Annotated in this window: 19 protein-coding genes; 11 read left to right on the plus strand and 8 right to left on the minus strand. The window is 48.8% G+C overall.

Translation table 11 applies throughout. The features are described from left to right. Window positions 1-34: 34 nt before the first annotated feature. Window positions 35-1,069 carry a type IV pilus twitching motility protein PilT gene (locus ACY2RR_RS15345; protein WP_490109044.1) on the minus strand — a complete coding sequence of 345 codons (1,035 nt, stop codon included), beginning with the start codon at window positions 1,067-1,069 and terminating at the stop codon, window positions 35-37. Window positions 1,070-1,209: 140 nt separating this feature from the next. Between ACY2RR_RS15345 and ACY2RR_RS15350 the strand changes: the two genes are divergently transcribed. From ACY2RR_RS15350 to ACY2RR_RS15360, 3 genes are all read left to right on the plus strand, one after another. Further along, window positions 1,210-1,911 carry a YggS family pyridoxal phosphate-dependent enzyme gene (locus tag ACY2RR_RS15350; protein ID WP_490109045.1) on the plus strand — a complete coding sequence of 234 codons (702 nt, stop codon included), beginning with the start codon at window positions 1,210-1,212 and terminating at the stop codon, window positions 1,909-1,911. Between the two features lie 33 nt (window positions 1,912-1,944). Next, on the plus strand, window positions 1,945-2,787 hold the full coding sequence (gene proC / locus ACY2RR_RS15355; protein WP_490109046.1) for a pyrroline-5-carboxylate reductase: 843 nt from the start codon (window positions 1,945-1,947) through the stop codon (window positions 2,785-2,787). An 83-nt stretch (window positions 2,788-2,870) separates the two neighbouring features. Then, a complete protein-coding gene (locus ACY2RR_RS15360; protein ID WP_490109047.1) occupies window positions 2,871-3,428 on the plus strand; it encodes a YggT family protein in 558 nt (185 codons plus the stop codon). A gap of 66 nt (window positions 3,429-3,494) precedes the next feature. Here ACY2RR_RS15360 and ACY2RR_RS15365 read toward each other — a convergent pair whose 3' ends face one another. Then, a complete protein-coding gene (locus ACY2RR_RS15365; RefSeq protein ID WP_490109048.1) occupies window positions 3,495-3,989 on the minus strand; it encodes a hypothetical protein in 495 nt (164 codons plus the stop codon). Between the two features lie 203 nt (window positions 3,990-4,192). Between ACY2RR_RS15365 and ACY2RR_RS15370 the strand changes: the two genes are divergently transcribed. The 6 genes from ACY2RR_RS15370 to hemW all read left to right on the plus strand — a co-directional run bounded on the left by ACY2RR_RS15370 (window position 4,193) and on the right by hemW (window position 10,340). After that, a complete protein-coding gene (locus ACY2RR_RS15370) occupies window positions 4,193-6,157 on the plus strand; it encodes a dynamin family protein (protein WP_490109049.1) in 1,965 nt (654 codons plus the stop codon). Window positions 6,158-6,278: 121 nt separating this feature from the next. Continuing rightward, window positions 6,279-7,448, plus strand: a complete 1,170-nt coding sequence (metX, locus tag ACY2RR_RS15375) for a homoserine O-succinyltransferase MetX (RefSeq protein WP_490109050.1) — start codon at window positions 6,279-6,281, stop codon at window positions 7,446-7,448. Further along, window positions 7,448-8,041, plus strand: a complete 594-nt coding sequence (gene metW / locus ACY2RR_RS15380; RefSeq protein ID WP_490109051.1) for a methionine biosynthesis protein MetW — start codon at window positions 7,448-7,450, stop codon at window positions 8,039-8,041. The genes metX and metW overlap by 1 nt, the downstream gene beginning before the upstream one ends. A gap of 19 nt (window positions 8,042-8,060) precedes the next feature. Next, complete coding sequence (locus ACY2RR_RS15385; RefSeq protein WP_490109052.1) at window positions 8,061-8,504, plus strand: DUF4426 domain-containing protein; 444 nt, start codon at window positions 8,061-8,063, stop codon at window positions 8,502-8,504. A gap of 37 nt (window positions 8,505-8,541) precedes the next feature. Continuing rightward, window positions 8,542-9,144 carry an XTP/dITP diphosphatase gene (locus tag ACY2RR_RS15390; protein WP_490109053.1) on the plus strand — a complete coding sequence of 201 codons (603 nt, stop codon included), beginning with the start codon at window positions 8,542-8,544 and terminating at the stop codon, window positions 9,142-9,144. Further along, window positions 9,141-10,340 (plus strand): radical SAM family heme chaperone HemW, encoded by a 1,200-nt coding sequence (gene hemW, locus ACY2RR_RS15395; protein WP_490109054.1) that lies wholly within the window; start codon window positions 9,141-9,143, stop codon window positions 10,338-10,340. The genes ACY2RR_RS15390 and hemW overlap by 4 nt, the downstream gene beginning before the upstream one ends. Here the strand turns inward: hemW and ACY2RR_RS15400 are convergent. From ACY2RR_RS15400 to ACY2RR_RS15415, 4 genes are all read right to left on the minus strand, one after another. Beyond that, on the minus strand, window positions 10,309-11,217 hold the full coding sequence (locus ACY2RR_RS15400) for an endonuclease/exonuclease/phosphatase family protein (protein ID WP_490109055.1): 909 nt from the start codon (window positions 11,215-11,217) through the stop codon (window positions 10,309-10,311). The genes hemW and ACY2RR_RS15400 overlap by 32 nt on opposite strands. 41 nt (window positions 11,218-11,258) lie before the next feature. Next, window positions 11,259-11,927 (minus strand): thiol:disulfide interchange protein DsbA/DsbL, encoded by a 669-nt coding sequence (locus ACY2RR_RS15405; RefSeq protein WP_490109056.1) that lies wholly within the window; start codon window positions 11,925-11,927, stop codon window positions 11,259-11,261. A gap of 149 nt (window positions 11,928-12,076) precedes the next feature. Further along, window positions 12,077-12,682, minus strand: coding sequence for a c-type cytochrome (locus ACY2RR_RS15410; protein ID WP_490109057.1), 606 nt, complete (start codon window positions 12,680-12,682; stop codon window positions 12,077-12,079). A gap of 54 nt (window positions 12,683-12,736) precedes the next feature. Then, window positions 12,737-13,042 carry a c-type cytochrome gene (locus tag ACY2RR_RS15415; RefSeq protein WP_490109058.1) on the minus strand — a complete coding sequence of 102 codons (306 nt, stop codon included), beginning with the start codon at window positions 13,040-13,042 and terminating at the stop codon, window positions 12,737-12,739. Between the two features lie 231 nt (window positions 13,043-13,273). Here ACY2RR_RS15415 and yihA point away from each other — a divergent pair, with 231 nt between their 5' ends. Further along, window positions 13,274-13,939: a ribosome biogenesis GTP-binding protein YihA/YsxC gene (gene yihA / locus ACY2RR_RS15420; RefSeq protein ID WP_490109059.1), complete on the plus strand. Its 666-nt coding sequence runs from the start codon at window positions 13,274-13,276 to the stop codon at window positions 13,937-13,939. Window positions 13,940-14,203: 264 nt separating this feature from the next. Here yihA and ACY2RR_RS15425 read toward each other — a convergent pair whose 3' ends face one another. Both ACY2RR_RS15425 and polA read right to left on the minus strand, forming a co-directional pair. Next, window positions 14,204-15,550, minus strand: coding sequence for a hypothetical protein (locus tag ACY2RR_RS15425; RefSeq protein ID WP_490109060.1), 1,347 nt, complete (start codon window positions 15,548-15,550; stop codon window positions 14,204-14,206). A 105-nt stretch (window positions 15,551-15,655) separates the two neighbouring features. Further along, entirely contained in the window at window positions 15,656-18,469 is a 2,814-nt protein-coding gene (gene polA, locus ACY2RR_RS15430; protein WP_490109061.1) for a DNA polymerase I, read from the minus strand. A 261-nt stretch (window positions 18,470-18,730) separates the two neighbouring features. Here polA and ACY2RR_RS15435 point away from each other — a divergent pair, with 261 nt between their 5' ends. Further along, window positions 18,731-19,162 (plus strand): DUF2782 domain-containing protein, encoded by a 432-nt coding sequence (locus tag ACY2RR_RS15435; RefSeq protein WP_490109062.1) that lies wholly within the window; start codon window positions 18,731-18,733, stop codon window positions 19,160-19,162. The last annotated feature ends 17 nt before the right edge of the window (window positions 19,163-19,179 follow it).

The following is a 19,179-nucleotide window of genomic DNA, read 5'->3' on the forward strand; positions in this document are numbered from 1 at the left end:
AATCTGGCTTTCCTGTTTTTATTCTATCCGCGACTTAAAAAGAGTCCGGGTTTTTGGCTTTCTCTTTGGCTGCCTCGACAGAGATAAGCCCTTTATCGAGCAGGTTACGCAGACAGCTGTCCAGAGTCTGCATACCAAGCTTGCCGCCGGTCTGAATCGCAGAATACATCTGAGCCACTTTATCTTCCCGAATCAGGTTACGAATCGCCGGCGTTCCTAACATGATTTCATGTGCAGCAACCCGGCCACCACCTTTCTTCTTGAGCAGAGTCTGGGCAACAACCGCCTGAAGAGATTCTGAAAGCATGGAGCGCACCATGGCTTTTTCTTCCGCCGGGAATACATCCACGATACGGTCAATGGTTTTGGCAGCAGAGGTGGTGTGCAGGGTTCCGAAAACCATGTGACCGGTTTCCGCAGCGGTCAGAGCAAGACGAATGGTTTCCAGATCCCGCATTTCACCAACCAGGATGATGTCGGGGTCTTCACGAAGGGCTGAACGAAGGGCGTCATTAAAGCTGTGGGTGTCACGGTGAACTTCCCGCTGGTTAATCAGGCACTTCTTCGGCTCGTGAACAAATTCAATAGGGTCTTCAATGGTCAGGATATGGCCGTAATGATTTTCGTTGATGTAGTCAATCATCGCTGCCAGCGTAGTGGACTTACCAGAACCGGTTGGCCCAGTAACAACACAAAGGCCCCGAGGAGCATTGGCAATTTCCTTAAAGACCTGCCCCATACCCAGATCATCCATACTCAGAACTTTTGATGGGATGGTACGGAATACAGCGCCAGCACCACGGCCCTGGTTAAAGGCGTTTACACGAAAACGAGCCACTCCCGGGACATCAAATGAGAAGTCAGTTTCGAGATGTTCTTCGTAATCCTTGCGCTGCTTATCATTCATGATGTCATAAATCAGCGCATGAACTTCTTTGTGGGAAAGGGCAGGAAGGTTTATCCGGCGCACATCACCATCAATACGGATCATTGGCGGCAGGCCTGCGGACAGGTGCAAGTCTGAAGAACCCTGTTTTACGCCAAAGGCCAGAAGCTCGGTAATTTCCATATCTTCTCCCAGTTACAGCTGACATTGACGAAATAAGCCAGACTGCTCTTTTTATTCGCTTTATAATCTTTTTAGTTAATCTACCGGCAACGGTAAAACCGTCATCGGCAAATACTGAATTTTCAAGATACTACACGGCAATGAGCTCAATAGAAACGCGCATACAGAAGACCCGTGAACACATTCTCGAAGTCGCTGAAAAATGTGGGCGCAGCGATGGAGTGCAGCTTCTCGCGGTCAGCAAAACCAAACCCACAGAGATGATCCGGGAAGCCTGGGAATGCGGGCAAAGATACTTCGGCGAGAACTATGTACAGGAAAGCGTAGATAAAATCGCCGAACTGTCTGATCTCGAAGGTATTGTCTGGCACTTTATTGGCCCCATCCAGTCCAACAAAAGTCGCCCGGTGGCTGAGAATTTTGACTGGGTGCACAGTATCGACAGACTCAAGATTGCCCGCAGACTCAGCGAACAACGCCCCAGCGAAATGCCTCCCCTCAATATTTGTCTTCAGGTGAATATTGATAACGAAGCGACTAAGTCCGGATTCTCTGCCGACGAAGTGCTTGCCGCTGCAAAAGAAATCGTGACACTGGAAGGTGTTAAGCTACGTGGATTAATGGCTATCCCTACACCCTGCGAAGATCATGAACAGCAACGACGTCCTTTTAAAGCCATAAGAGCCCTGATGGGTCAGCTCAAAGCACAGTTTCCAGAACAGCAGCTGGATACCCTGTCTATGGGAACAACTGGGGATATGGAAGCTGCTATAGAAGAGGGCGCAACTATCGTGCGCATCGGCACAGCCCTCTTTGGTGCCCGGGATTATTCAAAAGCCTGATCGAACAACACAAATTCTGACGGAAGCAAAAACATGAGCGCATCACCAACTCTGGCCTTTATTGGCGCGGGCAATATGGCAGCCAGCATTATCGGCGGTCTGGTTAAAAATGGCTGGCCTGCACAAAACATCATTGCTTCTGAGCCTGCAGAGGAAAAGCTTCAGCAGCTTAATACTGAGTTTGGTATACAAACAACTTCAGACAATGATCATGCTGTTACAGTTGCAGATATTGTGGTGATGGCAGTTAAACCCCAGATTATGCAAAAGGTTCTGGAGCCTCTTGCAGAGAGCTTCCAAAAGAGTCGTCCGCTTCTGGTTTCCGTTGCTGCCGGCATTCCAGAATCCAGCCTGAATGCCTGGGCCGGCGGCAACCTAGCTATTGTTCGCTGCATGCCTAATACGCCAGCCCTGATGCAGCTTGGAGCATCGGGCCTGTATGCCAACGAACTTGTAACCACTGAACAGAAAGAACTTACCGAGAAGGTTATGAACGCTGTGGGTATCAGCCTGTGGGTTGAGACTGAAGAAGGTATTGATGACGTTATTGCCCTGTCTGGCAGTGGCCCGGCGTATTTCTTCCTGATGATGGAATCCATGATTGAGGCTGGTGAAAAACTCGGCGTACCAAGAGAAACTGCCGCTCGTCTGGTATCTCAAACAGCCCTTGGCGCTGCAATGATGGCGAAAGAAAGTGATGTGGATGTTGCTGAACTGCGCCGCCGTGTTACATCTCCTGGTGGCACAACTGAGCAAGCCATTCTCACCTTTGAAAAGGGCGGAATGAGAGAGCTGGTAGACAGTGCCATGACGGCCTGCAAAGGGAGAGCGCAGGAAATGGCTGAGCTGTTCAGCACACAAAATCATAACAACTGATACACCCTGACCATTGTATTGGGGGCGAATGTCCCCCATATTTCTATGTAACAATGACGGGATACCAAACGAGACAATCCTGAATGTCCATAATTACCTTTTTAATAGATACCATTGGCAGCCTGTTTGTCATGGCCATCCTGCTGCGCTTTTTGCTGCAGCTGGTAAAAGCTGATTTTTATAACCCGATTTCCCAGGCGATTGTGAAAGTCACAAGTCCGCTGCTGAACCCTCTGCGTAAACTGATTCCAGGCTTTGGTGGAATGGATATTGCCGCTCTGGTTCTGGCCTTTATTGTTCAGGGTGTATTCGTTGTTCTGAAAATGAAGGTTCTGGGATACATGCAGCTGCCAATGGGCACTGTGGCAGTTCTGACATTCTACTTCCTGCTGAAAACCCTTCTGGACCTGTATACTTTTGCACTGATCATTATGGTTATCGCCAGCTGGGTTGCCCCCGGAAGCTACAACCCTGGACTGATGCTTTTGCACCAGCTGACAGAACCTCTGTGCAGCCGGGTACGTAAGGTGATTCCACCGATGGGTGGTCTGGACTTTTCCGTGATGGTGGTGATGTTTGCGATTTTCTTCCTGAAAGAGCTACTGCCAAATATCCTGCGGGTAGGACTTCCAGGGGTTTAATCAAAACAAATCAGACAAGGAAAAGGCGCTTATCAATAAGCGCCTTTTCTTTTTGTAGAGTGCTATTTAAAGAACCTTTTGCTTTCCAACCGGAAACAACGAGCTGTAGGTTTCTTTCAATGTTAAGCCGGCTCTGGCCGGATCATTCAGAAACTTCCAACCACCTTTCACAGTTCGCTCAAAAGGTGTAACTAGCAGAGTTGGGTCTGGCTCCTTAAAGCTTTGAACAATGGCGAATGGCAATCGAACCATGCCAATAAACAGCCCGGTAGCAACACCCGATACACCACCAATAGTGCTTCCAACAGTTCCCCCGAGAATGGCACCAATGGAGATAGATGTTGCCCTCCATTTGCTGTTACGGGTGAACATACTTACTGATGCGCCCAAAATCAGTGCGCCAGTACCCGCGCCAGCAAGCGTTCCGCCAATACCGACAAGAGCCTGACCGGCGATAGCATCGGATGTTAGCCGCCTCAGCGGGTAAGAAATACGCCGAACCATGTGCCGGACAGGGCGTTTCTGTAGTTTATCGCCAACCCTGGCGTTTGTTTGTGGCATATCCCTTGCTCCAAACTCCATATATAAATTTCGTTGACAACAAAGTATGAAAATCATTCAAACGAAACTATTAGACATTTGGCTCTCAAGACTTCAGTCGATGAGACTTTGGTCTCATATTGCACGGAAGGACTGACTCTGTAGTGTTTGCATGGTTATAATCCAGTCACAAATAAAAAAGTTCAGCCCCACAGGAGAGTGAGGTGCAACAGCTAAATTCTGGAATCTCTGCCCATCTGGCCTGGAAACGTTCACTTTTGGTGCAAGTCAGTCGTTACCATGCCTGGCTACAGCACAATCACCTGTTGTCTCAGGAGTTGAATGCTCAGCTGTTGTCCTATCGTCAGACGCTGTCGAACAACAGTGTGACCTTGGCCTTTGTTGGTGAATTTTCCAGAGGAAAAACTGAGCTTATTAATGCGCTGTTCTTTGGAGCTGTTGGTGAGCGCCTCTTGCCATCAAGGGTTGGCCGCACGACCATGTGTCCCACAGAGATCTTCCATGATTCTGCTGCATCTCCCAACCTTCGTCTTCTACCAATTGAGACTCGTCTGCAGGAAAAAAGTATTCAGGAACTGCAGCGTGCACCCGAGGTGTGGCACGAAATTGCTATTGAAAGTGGCAATCCTGCCGAGCTTGCACAAACACTCTCGTCAGTTGCCCATACAAAAGAAGTGAGTCCGGAAGAGGCTGTTACGCTTGGTTTTGATCCACAACATCTCGATGCCAGCCTGAACAATAACAACAAAGTCTGCATTCCAGCCTGGCGACACGCTATGGTGAACTTTGATCATCCGCTACTGAAGCAGGGGCTTCGTATTCTAGATACACCAGGGCTCAATGCCCTTGGTTCCGAGCCCGAACTGACTTTAAGTATGTTACCTGCAGCTGATGCCATTGTTTTTCTGCTGGGAGCCGACACTGGAGTAACAGCCAGTGATATGCAGATGTGGGAAGATCATATCCGCCATATTCACGACCATCGCCCATCTAACCTGTTCGCCATTCTCAATAAAGTCGACACCATCAGTGATCCTTTGATGACGGAAGAACAGGTACGAATGATGGTGGACGACATCCGCCATGCAACTGCTCGAAAGCTGCAGATTTCAGCCTCTGATGTATTACCCATGTCGGCCAGAGATGCATTAACTGGCCGCCTTCAACAAGACCAGCAGAAGTTGCAGCAAAGCGGAATTCAGGCTTTGGAAAAATTACTTTCCAGAGAACTGGTGTCTCGCCAGGAGTTTTTGATCAGCCGCCATGTGATTCAAAACCTACTGACCATGCTGGGCAACAGTCGTTCAATTCTTCAGAAGCGACAAAAAGATCTCTCTTCTCAGCAATGGAAAATGAACAGCAGCCGTAAGGGTAATCGGTACCTTATTTCTGAACTGACAACCCGTACCCGTGAACTTCATAACCTACATCACCGTCGGTTGTTAACTTTGAAGTCCAGCAAACGACTTATTAGCAAGCAGGGAGATGCACTCTCTCAAGCTTGCCGTCCTGAAGTATTCCAAAGCCGGCTTCTTCAGGTTCAGGCACATATTCGTGGCAGCCTGACCACAGCAGGTATCGGACAGGCAATCTCAAAGTTTTTTGATCTGGTTCACGATGATATCTACCAGCTGGGAACAGAAGCCAAGCTCGCCAACAGGCTCATCAACTCAATTTACGAGCGACACAGAACAAAAGCGTCTAACGACCCATTGAAGCCACAGCCATTCATTACCCGTCCTTATATCGATGAGCTTGAAGCCATCAGGAATCGGGCAGATCACTTCCGGAAGCGTTTCAGCACTGTTCTGGCGAACCAGAGCACTGTTGCCCGCAGATTCCTGGCTACGCTGGCACAGGAAGTCACAGCCCTTCATAACCGGATGGCGACAGATGCAGGCAACTGGGCCGAGAATGCTCTTCTGCCCATGACCCAGCACGCTCTGGAACAGAAGCAGCTTCTGGAAGAGCAACTAGTACAGCTTCGGGCATTAACCCTGAACGACTGCAATCGGGAAAGATTGTTGGGCAAACTGGATCAGTTTATCCATGATACCGAACATCAGCTGGCGCAGATTGATGCTCTGATTAAAGAGATTCGCCGCCCTGCACCGGCAAGTCGGGAAGGAAACATTGTCCACCTTCACGCGGGGACAGCCATCGCCTGACAGGCTCTAAGGCTTATTTGCTACTACTCTTGCCAGCTGGGTGCTATTGCGCACCCGGCGCACCCTCTTTAGACTGCCGGGAATAAATCAAAACCCATAAAATAGAGACGACACTATAACGATGCCGGAGATCGCTCAGGATAACTCTGTCGGGCTGGTAACGCCTGAACTTGTTTCATTTACCACACCGCTCACCCTTAGCTGTGGCCGCGATCTTCCTCAGTATGACTTGATGGTAGAAACCTATGGCACGTTGAATGCCAGCCGCACCAATGCTGTTCTTATCTGTCACGCCCTTAGCGGCGACCATCATGCCGCAGGCTATCACTCTCCCGATGACCGTAAACCCGGTTGGTGGGATACAAGCATTGGCCCCGGTAAAGCCATTGATACCAATCGTTTCTTTGTTGTCTGCCTGAATAACCTCGGCGGCTGCGCTGGCAGCACCGGCCCAACCAGCATTAATCCTGAAACAGGAAAAATCTGGGGACCAGACTTTCCAGTAGTTACAGTTGATGATTGGGTAGAGAGTCAGGCTCGCTTGGCAGATCATCTCGGCATTGAACAATGGGCAGCAATTGTTGGTGGCAGCCTTGGGGGCATGCAGGTTCTGGAGTGGTCTATTCGCTACCCTGACCGCTTGAGAAATGCTGTTGTTATTGCTTCAGCTCCAAAACTCTCTGCACAGAATATCGCCTTTAACGAGGTAGCCCGGCAGGCCATTATGTCTGACCCGGACTTCCACGACGGTCACTATCTGGAAAAAGATACTTTGCCAGCATCAGGGCTTGGGCTTGCCCGGATGGTTGGGCACATCACCTATCTCTCTGACGATGCCATGAAAGCCAAATTCGGCCGGGAGATGAAAGACAAGCATTTCAATTTTGATTTCGGCATTGAGTTTCAGGTGGAAAGTTATCTGCGCTATCAGGGCGAATCTTTCAGTAAACGCTTTGATGCTAACACTTACCTGCTAATGACCCGGGTGCTGGATTACTACGATCCTGCAAGCCGCTATAACAACAACCTTGTTGAAGCGCTGTCCCACGCTACTGCCAAATTCCTTGTGGTGTCGTTTACTACAGATTGGCGCTTTAGCCCTGAACGATCTGAAGAAATTGCAAATGCCCTTCACACTGCCCAGAAAGAAGTCAGCTACCTGAAAGTTGAAGCGCCTCAGGGTCATGATGCATTCCTTATGGATATTCCCCGTTACACGGCAGCTCTGGGTGCCTGGATGGAACATGTAGCTGATGAAAGTGATGCGCTGTTAGCAGGGAGTGCGATCTAATGAGAAGAGATTTCGAAGTTATCAGCCAATGGATCACTCCAGGCAGCCATATTCTTGATCTCGCCTGCGGTGATGGTGAACTGCTTCAGCAGCTTCAGAAAGACAAACATGTTCAGGGTTACGGGCTGGAGATTAACGAGAAAAATATTCTCCAATGCCTGAAGCGTCGAGTGAATGTTATTGAGCAGGATATTGATAAAGGCCTGCATAACTTCGCGGATTGCAGCTTTGATACAGTGGTAATGACCTCTGCTCTTCAGGCTCTCCATAACCCCGACAGAGTTCTGGATGAAATGCTACGGGTAGGAAAAGAATGCATAGTAACCTTCCCGAACTTTGGCCACTGGCGCTGCCGCCTGTATCTTTCTCTGAAAGGACGTATGCCAGTTTCAGAATTTATGCCGTACTCGTGGTACGACACGCCTAATATTCATTTCTGTACATTCCGTGACTTTGAAGCGTTATGCCATAACAAGAGGCTGCGCATTATCAATCGGTTAGTGACCGACCAGCAGCACCAGAGCAACCCTCTGGCGCAACTGATGCCTAACCTGTTCGGCGAAGTGGCTATTTACCACCTCAGGCCCAAATAATTAGAAAAGGTTTCTGTCTATGAACGTTGCATATTTTAATATTCTTAAGCGCCTGTTCATTCTGGTATGTATGGGCCTGGTTCTGTCTGGCACAGCAAGAGCCGCTGAAAAGTCGTTCGGCGATTACGTAGTTCATTACAACGCCTTTAACAGTACGTTTCTGCTCCCACATGTTGCCAAAGCTTATAATATTGAGCGTTCCTCAAAGCTTGGTTTGATCAATACTTCCGTACTGAAAAACGGCAAGCCGGTTAAAGCTGAAGTGACCGTGGAGTCTGCCAACCTTATGGCGCAAAAAAAGAATCTGAAAACCTGGCTGGTTGATGAGGGAGACGCCATGTATTACCTGTCATCCTTCAAGTTCAGCCATGATGAATTGCTACACTTCACCATCCAAGTGCAGCCCGAGGGCAGCAATCTCAGGGAAACAGTGAAGTTCAGCCAGAAATTTTACAAAGACTAGAGCCTGATACCGCTTTATAAGCAGTTAAGAGAAAAGAATGTCCGAAATCGTTATCGCCACAGGAAACCTTGGCAAGCTTGCTGAATTCAGAGAGATGCTGGCACCTCTTGATATCAAGATTTATCCGCAGAGCGACTTTCAGGCTGGCAGTGTTGAAGAAACCGGCCTGACCTTTGTCGAGAATGCCATTCTCAAGGCTCGTCATGCCTCCCGCGTATCTGGTCTGCCAGCGATTGCAGACGATTCAGGTCTGGAAGTTGACTTCCTGAAAGGCGCCCCAGGCATTTATTCCGCCCGCTTCGCCGGCGAATCTGCCACAGATTACGACAATATTGAGAAACTACTGAAAGAACTCAGCGGTGTACCAACCGAGAAACGCTCTGCCCGTTTCCAGTGTCTGCTGGTTTACCTACGCCATGCGGATGATCCAACTCCTTTAATCTGTCAGGGCACCTGGGAAGGTTACATTCTGGAAGAAACCAGAGGCGAACACGGCTTTGGTTATGATCCTGCGTTCTTTGTTCCAGAAACTCACTGCGCTTCTGCAGAGTTGGAACCCAAGGAAAAGAATCGCTTAAGCCACCGCGCGAAAGCAATGGCGCTTCTACTGAAAAAGCTGGAAGAGCAGAAATCTCAGTGAGCCTGTCTTCAACTTCCGCAGTAACACAAGCTCAGGGACTGCAACTGCCGCCTCTGAGCCTCTATATCCATGTTCCCTGGTGCATCCGCAAGTGTCCCTACTGTGACTTTAACTCCCATCAGGCGGATAAAGCACAGGACAGCAACGGACAACTTCCTGAACAGCAATATGTTCAGGCTCTACTAAACGATCTGGCTCAAGAAACTGAAGCTGTTCAGGGCAGAGAGCTGCACAGCATATTTATTGGCGGTGGAACGCCGAGCCTGTTGAGTCCAGAATCTTATGAACAGCTGGTTTCTGGCCTTAAAGAACAGCTGTCGTTCAGCCCGGATATGGAAATCACCATGGAGGCGAATCCAGGGACCTTTGAGCAGGAACGCTTTAATGGTTTTCGAAGTGTTGGCATTAACAGGCTGTCTATCGGCATTCAGAGTTTTAACGACAAGTGTCTGAAAGAACTTGGTCGCATTCACTCTGGTGATGAAGCCCAACGAGCTATGGCTATGGCTCGTGCCGCAGGTTTTGAAAACATTAACCTGGATCTTATGCACGGCTTGCCGGGGCAATCAGAAGCTATGGCGCTGGATGATCTTGCCAAAGCTGTTGCGCTTAAACCGGAACATTTGTCGTGGTACCAGCTTACAGTTGAGCCAAACACTGTCTTCTGGACCAAGCCTCCGAAACTGCCAGAAGACGACACTTTGTGGTCAATTCAGGAGAACGGCCAGGCTTTTCTTGCTGAGCATGGTTACCAGCAGTACGAAATTTCCGCTTATAGCCAAGCCGGCAAACAATCCCGGCACAATCTGAACTACTGGCAGTTTGGAGACTTTATCGGCATTGGTGCAGGCGCTCACGGAAAGATCACAGATCTGAAAACCGGAACAATTCAGAGAAACTGGAAAACCCGCCTTCCGGCAGACTACCTCAATACTGATAAATCATTTTTGGCCGGGGAAAGAGTTCTGGATCAAGATGAACTGCCGTTGGAGTTTATGATGAACGCTCTGCGTTTGCGCAACGGTGTGGCAGCGGAACTCTTCGAACAGCGCACTGGCTTGCCTTTGCAGGATTTGGATAGCTCTTTAACCAAACTTCGCAGCCTGGAGTTGATGGTTAACAACCCTGAGCGTATTCAGCCATCAGAACGGGGAAGTCTTTTCCTTAATGAGTTGCTGGAACACTTTTGCTCTTGATCGTCAGTCCATCCGGCAAATCAATTTCTACCGCTATCGGTAGATGATCTGACTGGGGAAAGTTCAGAACAGAAAAGGTTTTCGCCCTCAAGCTGGAACTGAGCAGGATATGATCCAAAGACTTGCTTGGTTTCCAGCTTGGGAAAGTGTGAACATCCATAGATGCACTGTGAAGTCCTGCTCCGGAAAGCGGAGAGTCTCCCAGCAGTTGCCCCGCATGAGTATTCATATCCCCCATTAGAACAATATGTTCGTAACTTTCCATTAAACGACGGATGTAAGAAAGCTGTATATCCCGCCCATGCTTATTCAAAGCAAGATGCATCACCAAAATAAGCAGGGGGTTCTTTTCTCCAAGCTCCAGAGCAATGGCACCACGGCCGGGAATCAGTCCGGGTAACTTATGATCTTCCAGTTGCTCAGGCCGGGAGCGGGTTAATATGCCATTGCTGTGTTTAGCGATATGCCCCAAGTTTCGATTGAGTTGCTGGTACCACCAGGGAAAGTTTCCCCTGTGGGCAAGGTATTCAATCTGATTGATAAATCCACTGCGCAGACTTCCACCATCTGCTTCCTGAAGTGCAACAAAGTCGTAGTCATGAACAAGGCGAGCAATGCGGTCGAGGTTCTTTTGCCGGGCAGAGGAGGGGAGAACATGCTGCCAACTGCGGGTGACATAGTGGCCATACTGCTGGGTGGTAATGCCAACCTGAATATTAAAACTCAGTAATCGAAGGGTACGCAGTTCCTTCAAGCCTTCATCTTCATCGTGAAGCAGGGAGGTGGCAACATCCTCCCGAGTAAAACCTCGCCCACGACTATAACTGCGTTCATGAATATGCCGGGTTATAAAACCCTGAACCGTTTTCAACGGCATAACTCACACAGCCTTGGTGTCGTTGGTCGACACCTGTCATTTTATTTAGCTGCGGGCGCAGCTTTCTTTTCTGCGGCAGCCTTCTCAGCCCTGATTTTCTCTATCAGAAAATCAGAGACCTTCAACATATTTTCCAGACTACCAGCCATGGCGGGATCAACAACATAACGATTACCCACAATGATGGCTGGCACTCCTGTAAGCTGGGCCCCCCGGGTTATGGCGCTAGCCTTCTGAGCCTGATTTCGAACCCCGAATGAGTCATATATACGCCCAAAGTCAGCTTCTTTCACCCCAAATCTTTGCTTCAGGAATTCAGCCATGTCTTTCTCTTTATCCAGGCGCTTTCCCTGTTTTTGCACTGCATCAAAAACGGCAAAGTGGGCTTTATCCAGCAGGTTCATTTCCTCAAGGGCGTAAAATAACTGTGCGTGAGCCTGCCAGGGTTTTCCAAAAATAACTGGGATTTCATCGGTTTCCACATCCTTTCCCAGCCCCTTTTTCCAGTTTTCCTGTATTTTCGCCAGATCAAAACAGTGGGGGCACCCGTACCAGAACACAGTTTCCACCTCGATTTTTCCTGGCGTTCCAGCAACAGGTAATGGCTGTTTAAGAAGCTTGTAATCAGTGCCCTCGCGATAACCAGCCGGAGCCGCTAGCAAAGGCAAACTTAATAAAGTCAGAAAAATTACAGACAACAGTCTTGGCATTCTTTCCCCCCCCAAAAAAAGAACAAGGCACAGAACAAAACACAGAAGCTATTCCGGTTATTTTAAATTAGCAGGAAAACGTAGAAATGATGGAGGAGAAAGAGAAGGAGGGATGGCGAAGCCCGGTGCAGGCTCCGCCACAAAGCGAATTAACGCAATCCGCTGATATAGCTGCTCAGGGCATCAATTTGCTTATTGCTGAGCTTTTCTGCGATATCACGCATGATCCGGGTTTCACCATCATTTACACGATCACCTTCACGGAAATCACGCAGCTGCTTCGCCAGATAGGCAGGATGCTGGCCAGCAAGCAGTGGGAATTTCGCTAAAGAGTTACCTTTACCAGTTGGTGCATGGCAGGCAGTACAGGCTGGAATGCCTTTCTCAATGTCACCACCGCGATAGAGTTGTTCGCCAATCGCAACAGAGGATTCTTTAGCTACACCGAGAGGAGCGGCCTGGCTGGCATAAAATGCGGAGATATCGGCAATATCCTGATCGCTCAGGTTATCAACCATACCAGTCATTTCTACAACCTTACGTTCGCCACTCTTAATATCGGAAATCTGCTTAATCAGATAGCCTTCTCCCTGACCGGCAAGGCTTGGGAAGTTTGGCGCAATACTTACCCCAGTTGCACCATGACAGGCTGTACATACAGCGACTTTAGCTTTACCGGCTGTAGCGTCCCCAGCAGCCGCAGCGTAGCCAGTCCACCCCAGACCTACTAGCAAACAAACAATAAACTTTTTCATCAACACAACCCGGCTCCGGTTATTTTTTATCCGATTTTTCTTGCTCAGCTCGGTTTACTGAGAGCTGGACATATAGCTTATGACCGCTTGGTAATCTTCAGGGCTACAGTCCATACACATTCCCCGTGGCGGCATAGCCCCAACCCCTTTGATGACACTTTGAACGAGAGAGTCCATGCCCTTTTTCAGCCTTGGCTCCCAGTTCTCGGCATTGCCTTTGCGCGGAGCATTGGCGATTCCTGCATCATGACAAACTCGGCAAGATGTCTGGTAAATCTGTTCCGGCGCTTTCTGCGCCATTCCCGTTTGGGCTGCAAGAAGAGCCGCAAGGAAAAAGGTCGTTCTCGTTATTGTCTTCATAGGAGCCTCATCAGGCCTCCGACGTTTCGACCACTGGCAACTGTGTTGTCACGGGCCGTAACACTCATGAGGCAGGCATTTTTCTTTATTTATCATGCACTTCTTTGTGCTGAGAGCTGTTTTTATATGCCAGCTCGCACTAAGGCTGGGTCATTATATACTATGCACTCTGTAAATCTGAACTCGGGTGTTCGTAGAAACGCCAGAAAACACTGAGAAAAGAGCCATTTAATGCCAAAAACCACTACCTCCCTCAACTATCGCGCAGCCAGTTTCCTGATCAGCGCCGCGCGTCTGGACCAGTGTCCGCCGGCTACAGCCAGGGAGGTTGCCTTTGCCGGACGCTCTAATGCCGGTAAATCGAGTGCCCTGAACGCTCTGACAGGCTCCAACAAACTGGCCAGAACCAGTAAAACCCCTGGTCGCACGCAATTATTGAATTTCTTTGAGATTGACGAAGAGCATCGTCTTGTCGACCTGCCAGGCTACGGATACGCGAAGGTTCCGGAGAAGATGAAGCTGGAATGGCAGAAACATCTGGGCGCTTATCTTGAACAACGTGAATGTCTGGTTGGGGTGGTACTGCTGATTGATATTCGCCACCCGCTGAAAGAGTTTGACCAGATGATGATCGACTGGTCGATCTCCAGCGATATGCCTCTGCACATCCTGTTAACCAAGAGCGACAAACTCAAATATGGCGCGGCAAAAGCAGCCCTGCAAAAGTTACGCAATCACCTGAAAGATCATAAAGACCTAATTTCTCTGCAAATGTTCTCATCTTTGAAAAAAAGCGGTGTGGATGAGCTCTCTGCCCATCTGGACAGCTGGCTTTGTCAGGAGCTTGATCAAGAAGAAGACTATTTAGAAGGTGAGCCTGAGAACGTAACAGAGTAAGACTAAAGGTTTATCCTTTAGGTAATGCCTTAACAAACAGGCAAAAAAAACTCCGGCATCTTGGGGGAGGGATGGCCGGAGTTAAGTTTTCTTTTACCCCCAGAGCACACACTTCTCTGAGGGTAACAACACCAAACACACACAAGGAGTTTCGAGCATTCTCTCAACGCTCATATACTATGACCATGATGTTAGGAAAAAGTTCATTTTTTTTGGAACTTTTTTTAAAAAATATGACGATGCCTTGGATACCAAGGGCTCCAGCTAGTTCCCAGAACCCAATCCGCCATACTCTAATCCCAAATAAAGGATCATTCGGGCTACAAAACTCTTCAGGGCTTCAAAGGCAACTTTTGTCTTACCTCTTTCCCTCCCAGGAATCTGATGGGACTCCAGCTGCGCCAGAGCAATCTTCATGTCATCCATATATTGGTCTGATGTATTCAGCCACATCTCAGGAATCGCCACATCAGAGCTATGGTTACGATCAACCAATAAATACCCTTTCTTCCCAGTGGAAAAAATAGCCATACGCCCCTCAGGGGCCACTGCTCCCGAGAGTGGTACGATATGAATAGGTTCCCGAATCTGTCCCTGGGAAACAAATTCAGAGAGGGCACCAAGCACTGGCTCGGTAAGAGGAAAAATCAAAGTATCAAAACCCAGCTGCCATCCTTCCGGCCACTCTCTGTTAATGAGCCACTCTGTCAACCATACGGGTTCAACAGTACTCTCTTCTTGGAACTCAAGTGGAAACTCGGTTTCAGACAACATCCGATCGTGTCGCCATAGCTGAACAAACATGGCTTTCCGGCTGCTGGCTGGGCGGAGGCGAACCGAAGTAATACGTTCATTGCGGCAGTTCAGCAATAGATGAATCCAGCTGGTTTCAAGAGCATTCGGCAAATCGGGAACAGGATTATGCTGGTCAATATAAATCACCAGCTCACCGTGTTTACGGCTGCCACTACCTGATACCCTCAAAACCAGTTCTATAAGCTGATCCAGGTTTTCCGATGCAAAACGTATCTGACGACGACCTTCATATTGTGTTCCCATCTGCGCCCGCAGGTCTTTCCAGTGAACGCCCAGCAAAGACGCATGACCAACAGGAAACCAGACAAGCTGGCGCCACCAGGACCAATGATTTCCTGAAGCGTAATAGTTCAGAGCATTGGTTCCGCTGCGCAAAGCCCAATCCCAGCCATTATGGGCTTGTGCATAATCCACAGTTGATTGCATACCGAAAGAAACAAAAGGGCGGCTGGCGTTACCAAATGTGTTTATCAATCCCTGACCAACCAGAAACATAAGAACCAGAGAAGCAATACCCAGAGATTCTTCTTCCCCAAGACGAACAGCAGAGTCCTGCACAGTCCAGGGATGGTCAGCAAATTCATAACGTTTGTTAAAGGGAAGGCTGTTCAGGATAAGGTTTTCACCACAAATGCCGCCTCCGCAAAAAAACTCCGAAGAAGAATCAGCTGGATTTCTGCTCTTCGTCGACGCATGCAGAGGAGTACTGTTTGCCAACCCGGGAAAAGTAAGAATAAAAATACAAAGTGGCAGCCACCGGAGCCATTGATGCTCCGGAACTTTTAAACCCGGCATGTCACTACTCCTTCAGCGAAAGGGGCTGAAGTATAGTGAAAATAAAAAGAGTGGATTTACAAAAGAGCCCCGAAAACTATGCTTCCGGGGCTAGCAGAAAGGACGTTAGTGGGCTTCGTCCCAGTTATCGCCAATACCGGCATCAACGACCAATGGAACATCGAGAGTTGCTGCAGAAGACATACGATCTTTTAGACCAGCTACAACACCATCCAACTGATCTTCCCGAACTTCCAGAACCAGTTCATCGTGTACCTGCATTATGATGCGGGCGTCGTAGGTTTCTTCCTGCAGCCAGTTATCCACAGAGATCATGGCCGCTTTAATAATGTCCGCCGCAGTTCCCTGCATGGGAGCATTAATAGCCGTGCGTTCAGCCGCCTGCTGGCGCATTTTATTTCGTGCATTAATTTCTGGCAGGTGCAATCTACGCCCGGATAAGGTTTCCACATAACCCTGCTCATGGGCCAGAGCGCGAGTCTGATCCATGTAGCTCTGCACTCCGGGGTAGCGGGCAAAATACAGCTCTACATACTTCTGGGCATCGCCACGGGGAATCCCCAGCTGCTTGGCCAGACCAAAAGCAGACATACCGTAAATCAAACCAAAGTTAATAGCTTTCGCACTGCGGCGCTGATCAGCAGTAACATCATCAAGGGCAACACCAAACACTTCCGCGGCTGTCGCCTTGTGAACATCCAGTCCTTCAGAGAAGGCATTCAACAAGCCTTTATCGCCAGAAAGGTGCGCCATAATACGCAGTTCAATCTGGGAGTAATCCGCAGCCACCAGCTTGTAACCCGGTTTGGCAATAAAAGCCTGACGAATACGGCGCCCCTCTTCAGAACGCACTGGAATATTCTGCAGGTTGGGATCAGAAGACGACAAACGTCCGGTAGCAGTCACAGCCTGATGATAAGAGGTATGAACACGTTTGGTTGAAGATTTGATCATCAACGGAAGCTTATCGGTATAGGTGGACTTCAGCTTACTCAGACTTCTGTGCTCAAGAATTAATCTTGGCAATTCATAGTTATTTGCCAGCTCTACCAACACTTCTTCAGCAGTGGAAGGTTGCCCTTTGGGAGTTTTCTTGATGACAGGAAGCCCCTGCTTTTCAAACAGCAGAACCTGAAGTTGCTTAGGTGAAGAAAGGTTGAACTCTTCTCCAGCTTCCTTCCACGCCTGCTCCTGAATCTCCTGAAGACGCTTGCCAATTTCCAGACTCTGCTGCCCCAGACGATTCGCATCAATCAAAGCACCATTACGCTCAATGCGGGAAAGAATTGGTACCAGAGGAAGTTCAAATGTTTTGAACACTTCCACCAACTTCTCGTGCTTTTCAAGTTGCGGCCAGAGCACCTGATGCAGACGCAAAGTAATATCAGCATCTTCGGCTGCATATGGCCCAGCCTGTTCCAGAGCGATCTGGTTGAAGGTCAGCTGTTTGGCACCTTTACCGGCAATATCTTCAAAGTGAACGGTATCTACACCCAGATACTTCTTCGCCAGACTGTCCATATCGTGACGGGTTCCGGTGGAATCCAGAACATACGACTCCAGCATGGTATCGAAGGCGATGCCTTTCAGATCGATATCATAACGAGCCAGAACACTGCGATCGTACTTCAGGTTCTGCCCAACTTTAGAATGTTTATCGTTTTCCAGCAGAGGTTTGAGAGCTTGAAGAACAGCGTTTCTATCCAACTGCTTGGGCGCATCCAGATAATCATGAGCTAGGGGAACATAAGCAGCTTTGCCCGCTTCAACAGCAAAGGAAACGCCAACAATGTCGGCTTCCATATAATCCAGACTGGTTGTTTCGGTATCGAAGGCAAACAGCTCTGCAGACTGCAGCTGCTCCAGCCAGAAATCAAAACGTTCCTGTTCCAGAACTGTTTCATAAGTGGTTTCGATGGCTGCGGGAATTTCAATATCATCATCCACTTCAGCAGAAACCGGAGCAGAAGGAGCTGCTGATGTTTTAGCTGGTTTGTCGGAACCACCACTTTTCAGTTCTTTAACCCAGCCACGAAACTCCAGCTCTTCAAAATACTTCAGCAGCTGATCTTTGTCTTCTTTATTGGGAACCAGGTCATCAAGAGTGCAACCTAAATCCAGATCGGTACGGATTGTTGCCAGCTCGTAAGACAGATAAGCCTGCTCTTTATTGTCTTCCAGCTTTTTACCCATGGTCTTTGAACCACGGAAACCAAGCTCTGCCACTTTATCGAGATTGGCATAAATAGTGTCTAGGCTGCCCAGCCCCTGCAGCAAAGCCAGCGCTGTTTTGTTACCTACGCCTGGAACACCGGGAATGTTATCAACCTTGTCACCCATCAGCGCCAGGAAGTCGATAATCAGCTCTGGGCCAATGCCAAACTTTTCATGCACACCGGGAATATCCATCACATAGTTGGACATGGTGTTAACCAAGGTGACATGGTCGTTCACCAGCTGAGCCAAGTCTTTATCTCCGGTTGAGATAACAGTCTTACGGTTGGCTTCTGTTGCCCGAGCGGCAAGGGTTCCGATCACGTCGTCAGCTTCAACGCCTTCAATCACCAGCATTGGCATACTGGTCGCGCGGATAATTTCGTAGAGAGGTTCTACCTGACAACGCAGATCATCAGGCATTGGCGGGCGCTGGGCTTTGTATTCCGGGTAAATATCATCCCGAAAGGTTTTTCCTTTCGCATCGAATATAACGACGACCGTACTGCCCGGATAATCCGCCTGCAGCCGACGCAGCATACCAACAACACCTTTAACAGCACCGGTAGGCATGCCTTTGGAATTGGTCAGTGGCGGAAGGGCGTGAAAGGCTCTGTAGAGATAAGATGAGCCATCGACAAGGATCAGAGGTTTCTGATCGTGCCCCTCTTCAGTGAGACCGGTGGAGTCTTGTAGATCAGTCATTGTCTTCCTTGTTGTTCCCAACTTGTGTTTCCCACCTAAAGTTGTTTACCCGCTCACGAAGATAAACATCAAAAGAGGTGCCATTTAAAGATTCGTTTCAGTGGTTAATCCGGTCGCTATCCCGCGATAGTTGAAGGTAGAATGACCGCAGGCAAACACCGGTTCGGGCTATTCTAGACCAGCACGCATTGCACAGACACCTGTCTGACTGTGTGAATTGAGAAATTACCATCTCGGCCGGTCATTTATTGGGGTAAAAACATGAACAGACTCACCAGGGCTTTTGCGACTTCACTTTTTATAGTGGCTCCAGCCTTTATTGGGTTAAGTGGTTGCAGCACTTTGTCTTCTCCTGAAAATGAGCAGGCAGAGGCTGATATTCAACCACCTGTAGCCATTCCAGGGGTTAAGTCTGTTCAGCCTGAAGACCCCAAACTGGCACTGCCAACACCGGAGCCAGATTTTGACCCGGACGCTCTGGAAAACCTGCCCGCTGGTACCGATATCATTATCCGCCCAGGAAAAGAACGCACCATCCAGGAATATCGGGTGAATGGTGTTCTCTACTCAATAAAGGTGATTCCTAAAGTCGGGAAGCCCTACTATCTGGTTGCCGTTGATAACACCGGCAACTTCATGCGTTCTAACAGACCACAGATGCTGATCCCCAGCTGGAAAATTCTGGAATGGTAATCACCATCCGCTAATAA

The sequence above is a fragment of the Parendozoicomonas sp. 2304DJ65-17 genome, from assembly GCF_058148445.1.

Bases quoted from the DNA above. Each gene is read 5' to 3' on its own strand.
- ACY2RR_RS15345 (WP_490109044.1), bottom strand. From the start codon at position 1,069: ATGGAAATTACCGAGCTTCTGGCCTTTGGCGTAAAACAGGGTTCTTCA.
- ACY2RR_RS15350 (WP_490109045.1), top strand. From the start codon at position 1,210: ATGAGCTCAATAGAAACGCGCATACAGAAGACCCGTGAACACATTCTC.
- proC (WP_490109046.1), top strand. From the start codon at position 1,945: ATGAGCGCATCACCAACTCTGGCCTTTATTGGCGCGGGCAATATGGCA.
- ACY2RR_RS15360 (WP_490109047.1), top strand. From the start codon at position 2,871: ATGTCCATAATTACCTTTTTAATAGATACCATTGGCAGCCTGTTTGTC.
- ACY2RR_RS15365 (WP_490109048.1), bottom strand. From the start codon at position 3,989: ATGCCACAAACAAACGCCAGGGTTGGCGATAAACTACAGAAACGCCCT.
- metX (WP_490109050.1), top strand. From the start codon at position 6,279: ATGCCGGAGATCGCTCAGGATAACTCTGTCGGGCTGGTAACGCCTGAA.
- metW (WP_490109051.1), top strand. From the start codon at position 7,448: ATGAGAAGAGATTTCGAAGTTATCAGCCAATGGATCACTCCAGGCAGC.
- ACY2RR_RS15385 (WP_490109052.1), top strand. From the start codon at position 8,061: ATGAACGTTGCATATTTTAATATTCTTAAGCGCCTGTTCATTCTGGTA.
- ACY2RR_RS15390 (WP_490109053.1), top strand. From the start codon at position 8,542: ATGTCCGAAATCGTTATCGCCACAGGAAACCTTGGCAAGCTTGCTGAA.
- ACY2RR_RS15400 (WP_490109055.1), bottom strand. From the start codon at position 11,217: ATGCCGTTGAAAACGGTTCAGGGTTTTATAACCCGGCATATTCATGAA.
- ACY2RR_RS15405 (WP_490109056.1), bottom strand. From the start codon at position 11,927: ATGCCAAGACTGTTGTCTGTAATTTTTCTGACTTTATTAAGTTTGCCT.
- ACY2RR_RS15410 (WP_490109057.1), bottom strand. From the start codon at position 12,682: ATGAAAAAGTTTATTGTTTGTTTGCTAGTAGGTCTGGGGTGGACTGGC.
- ACY2RR_RS15415 (WP_490109058.1), bottom strand. From the start codon at position 13,042: ATGAAGACAATAACGAGAACGACCTTTTTCCTTGCGGCTCTTCTTGCA.
- yihA (WP_490109059.1), top strand. From the start codon at position 13,274: ATGCCAAAAACCACTACCTCCCTCAACTATCGCGCAGCCAGTTTCCTG.
- ACY2RR_RS15425 (WP_490109060.1), bottom strand. From the start codon at position 15,550: ATGCCGGGTTTAAAAGTTCCGGAGCATCAATGGCTCCGGTGGCTGCCA.
- polA (WP_490109061.1), bottom strand. From the start codon at position 18,469: ATGACTGATCTACAAGACTCCACCGGTCTCACTGAAGAGGGGCACGAT.
- ACY2RR_RS15435 (WP_490109062.1), top strand. From the start codon at position 18,731: ATGAACAGACTCACCAGGGCTTTTGCGACTTCACTTTTTATAGTGGCT.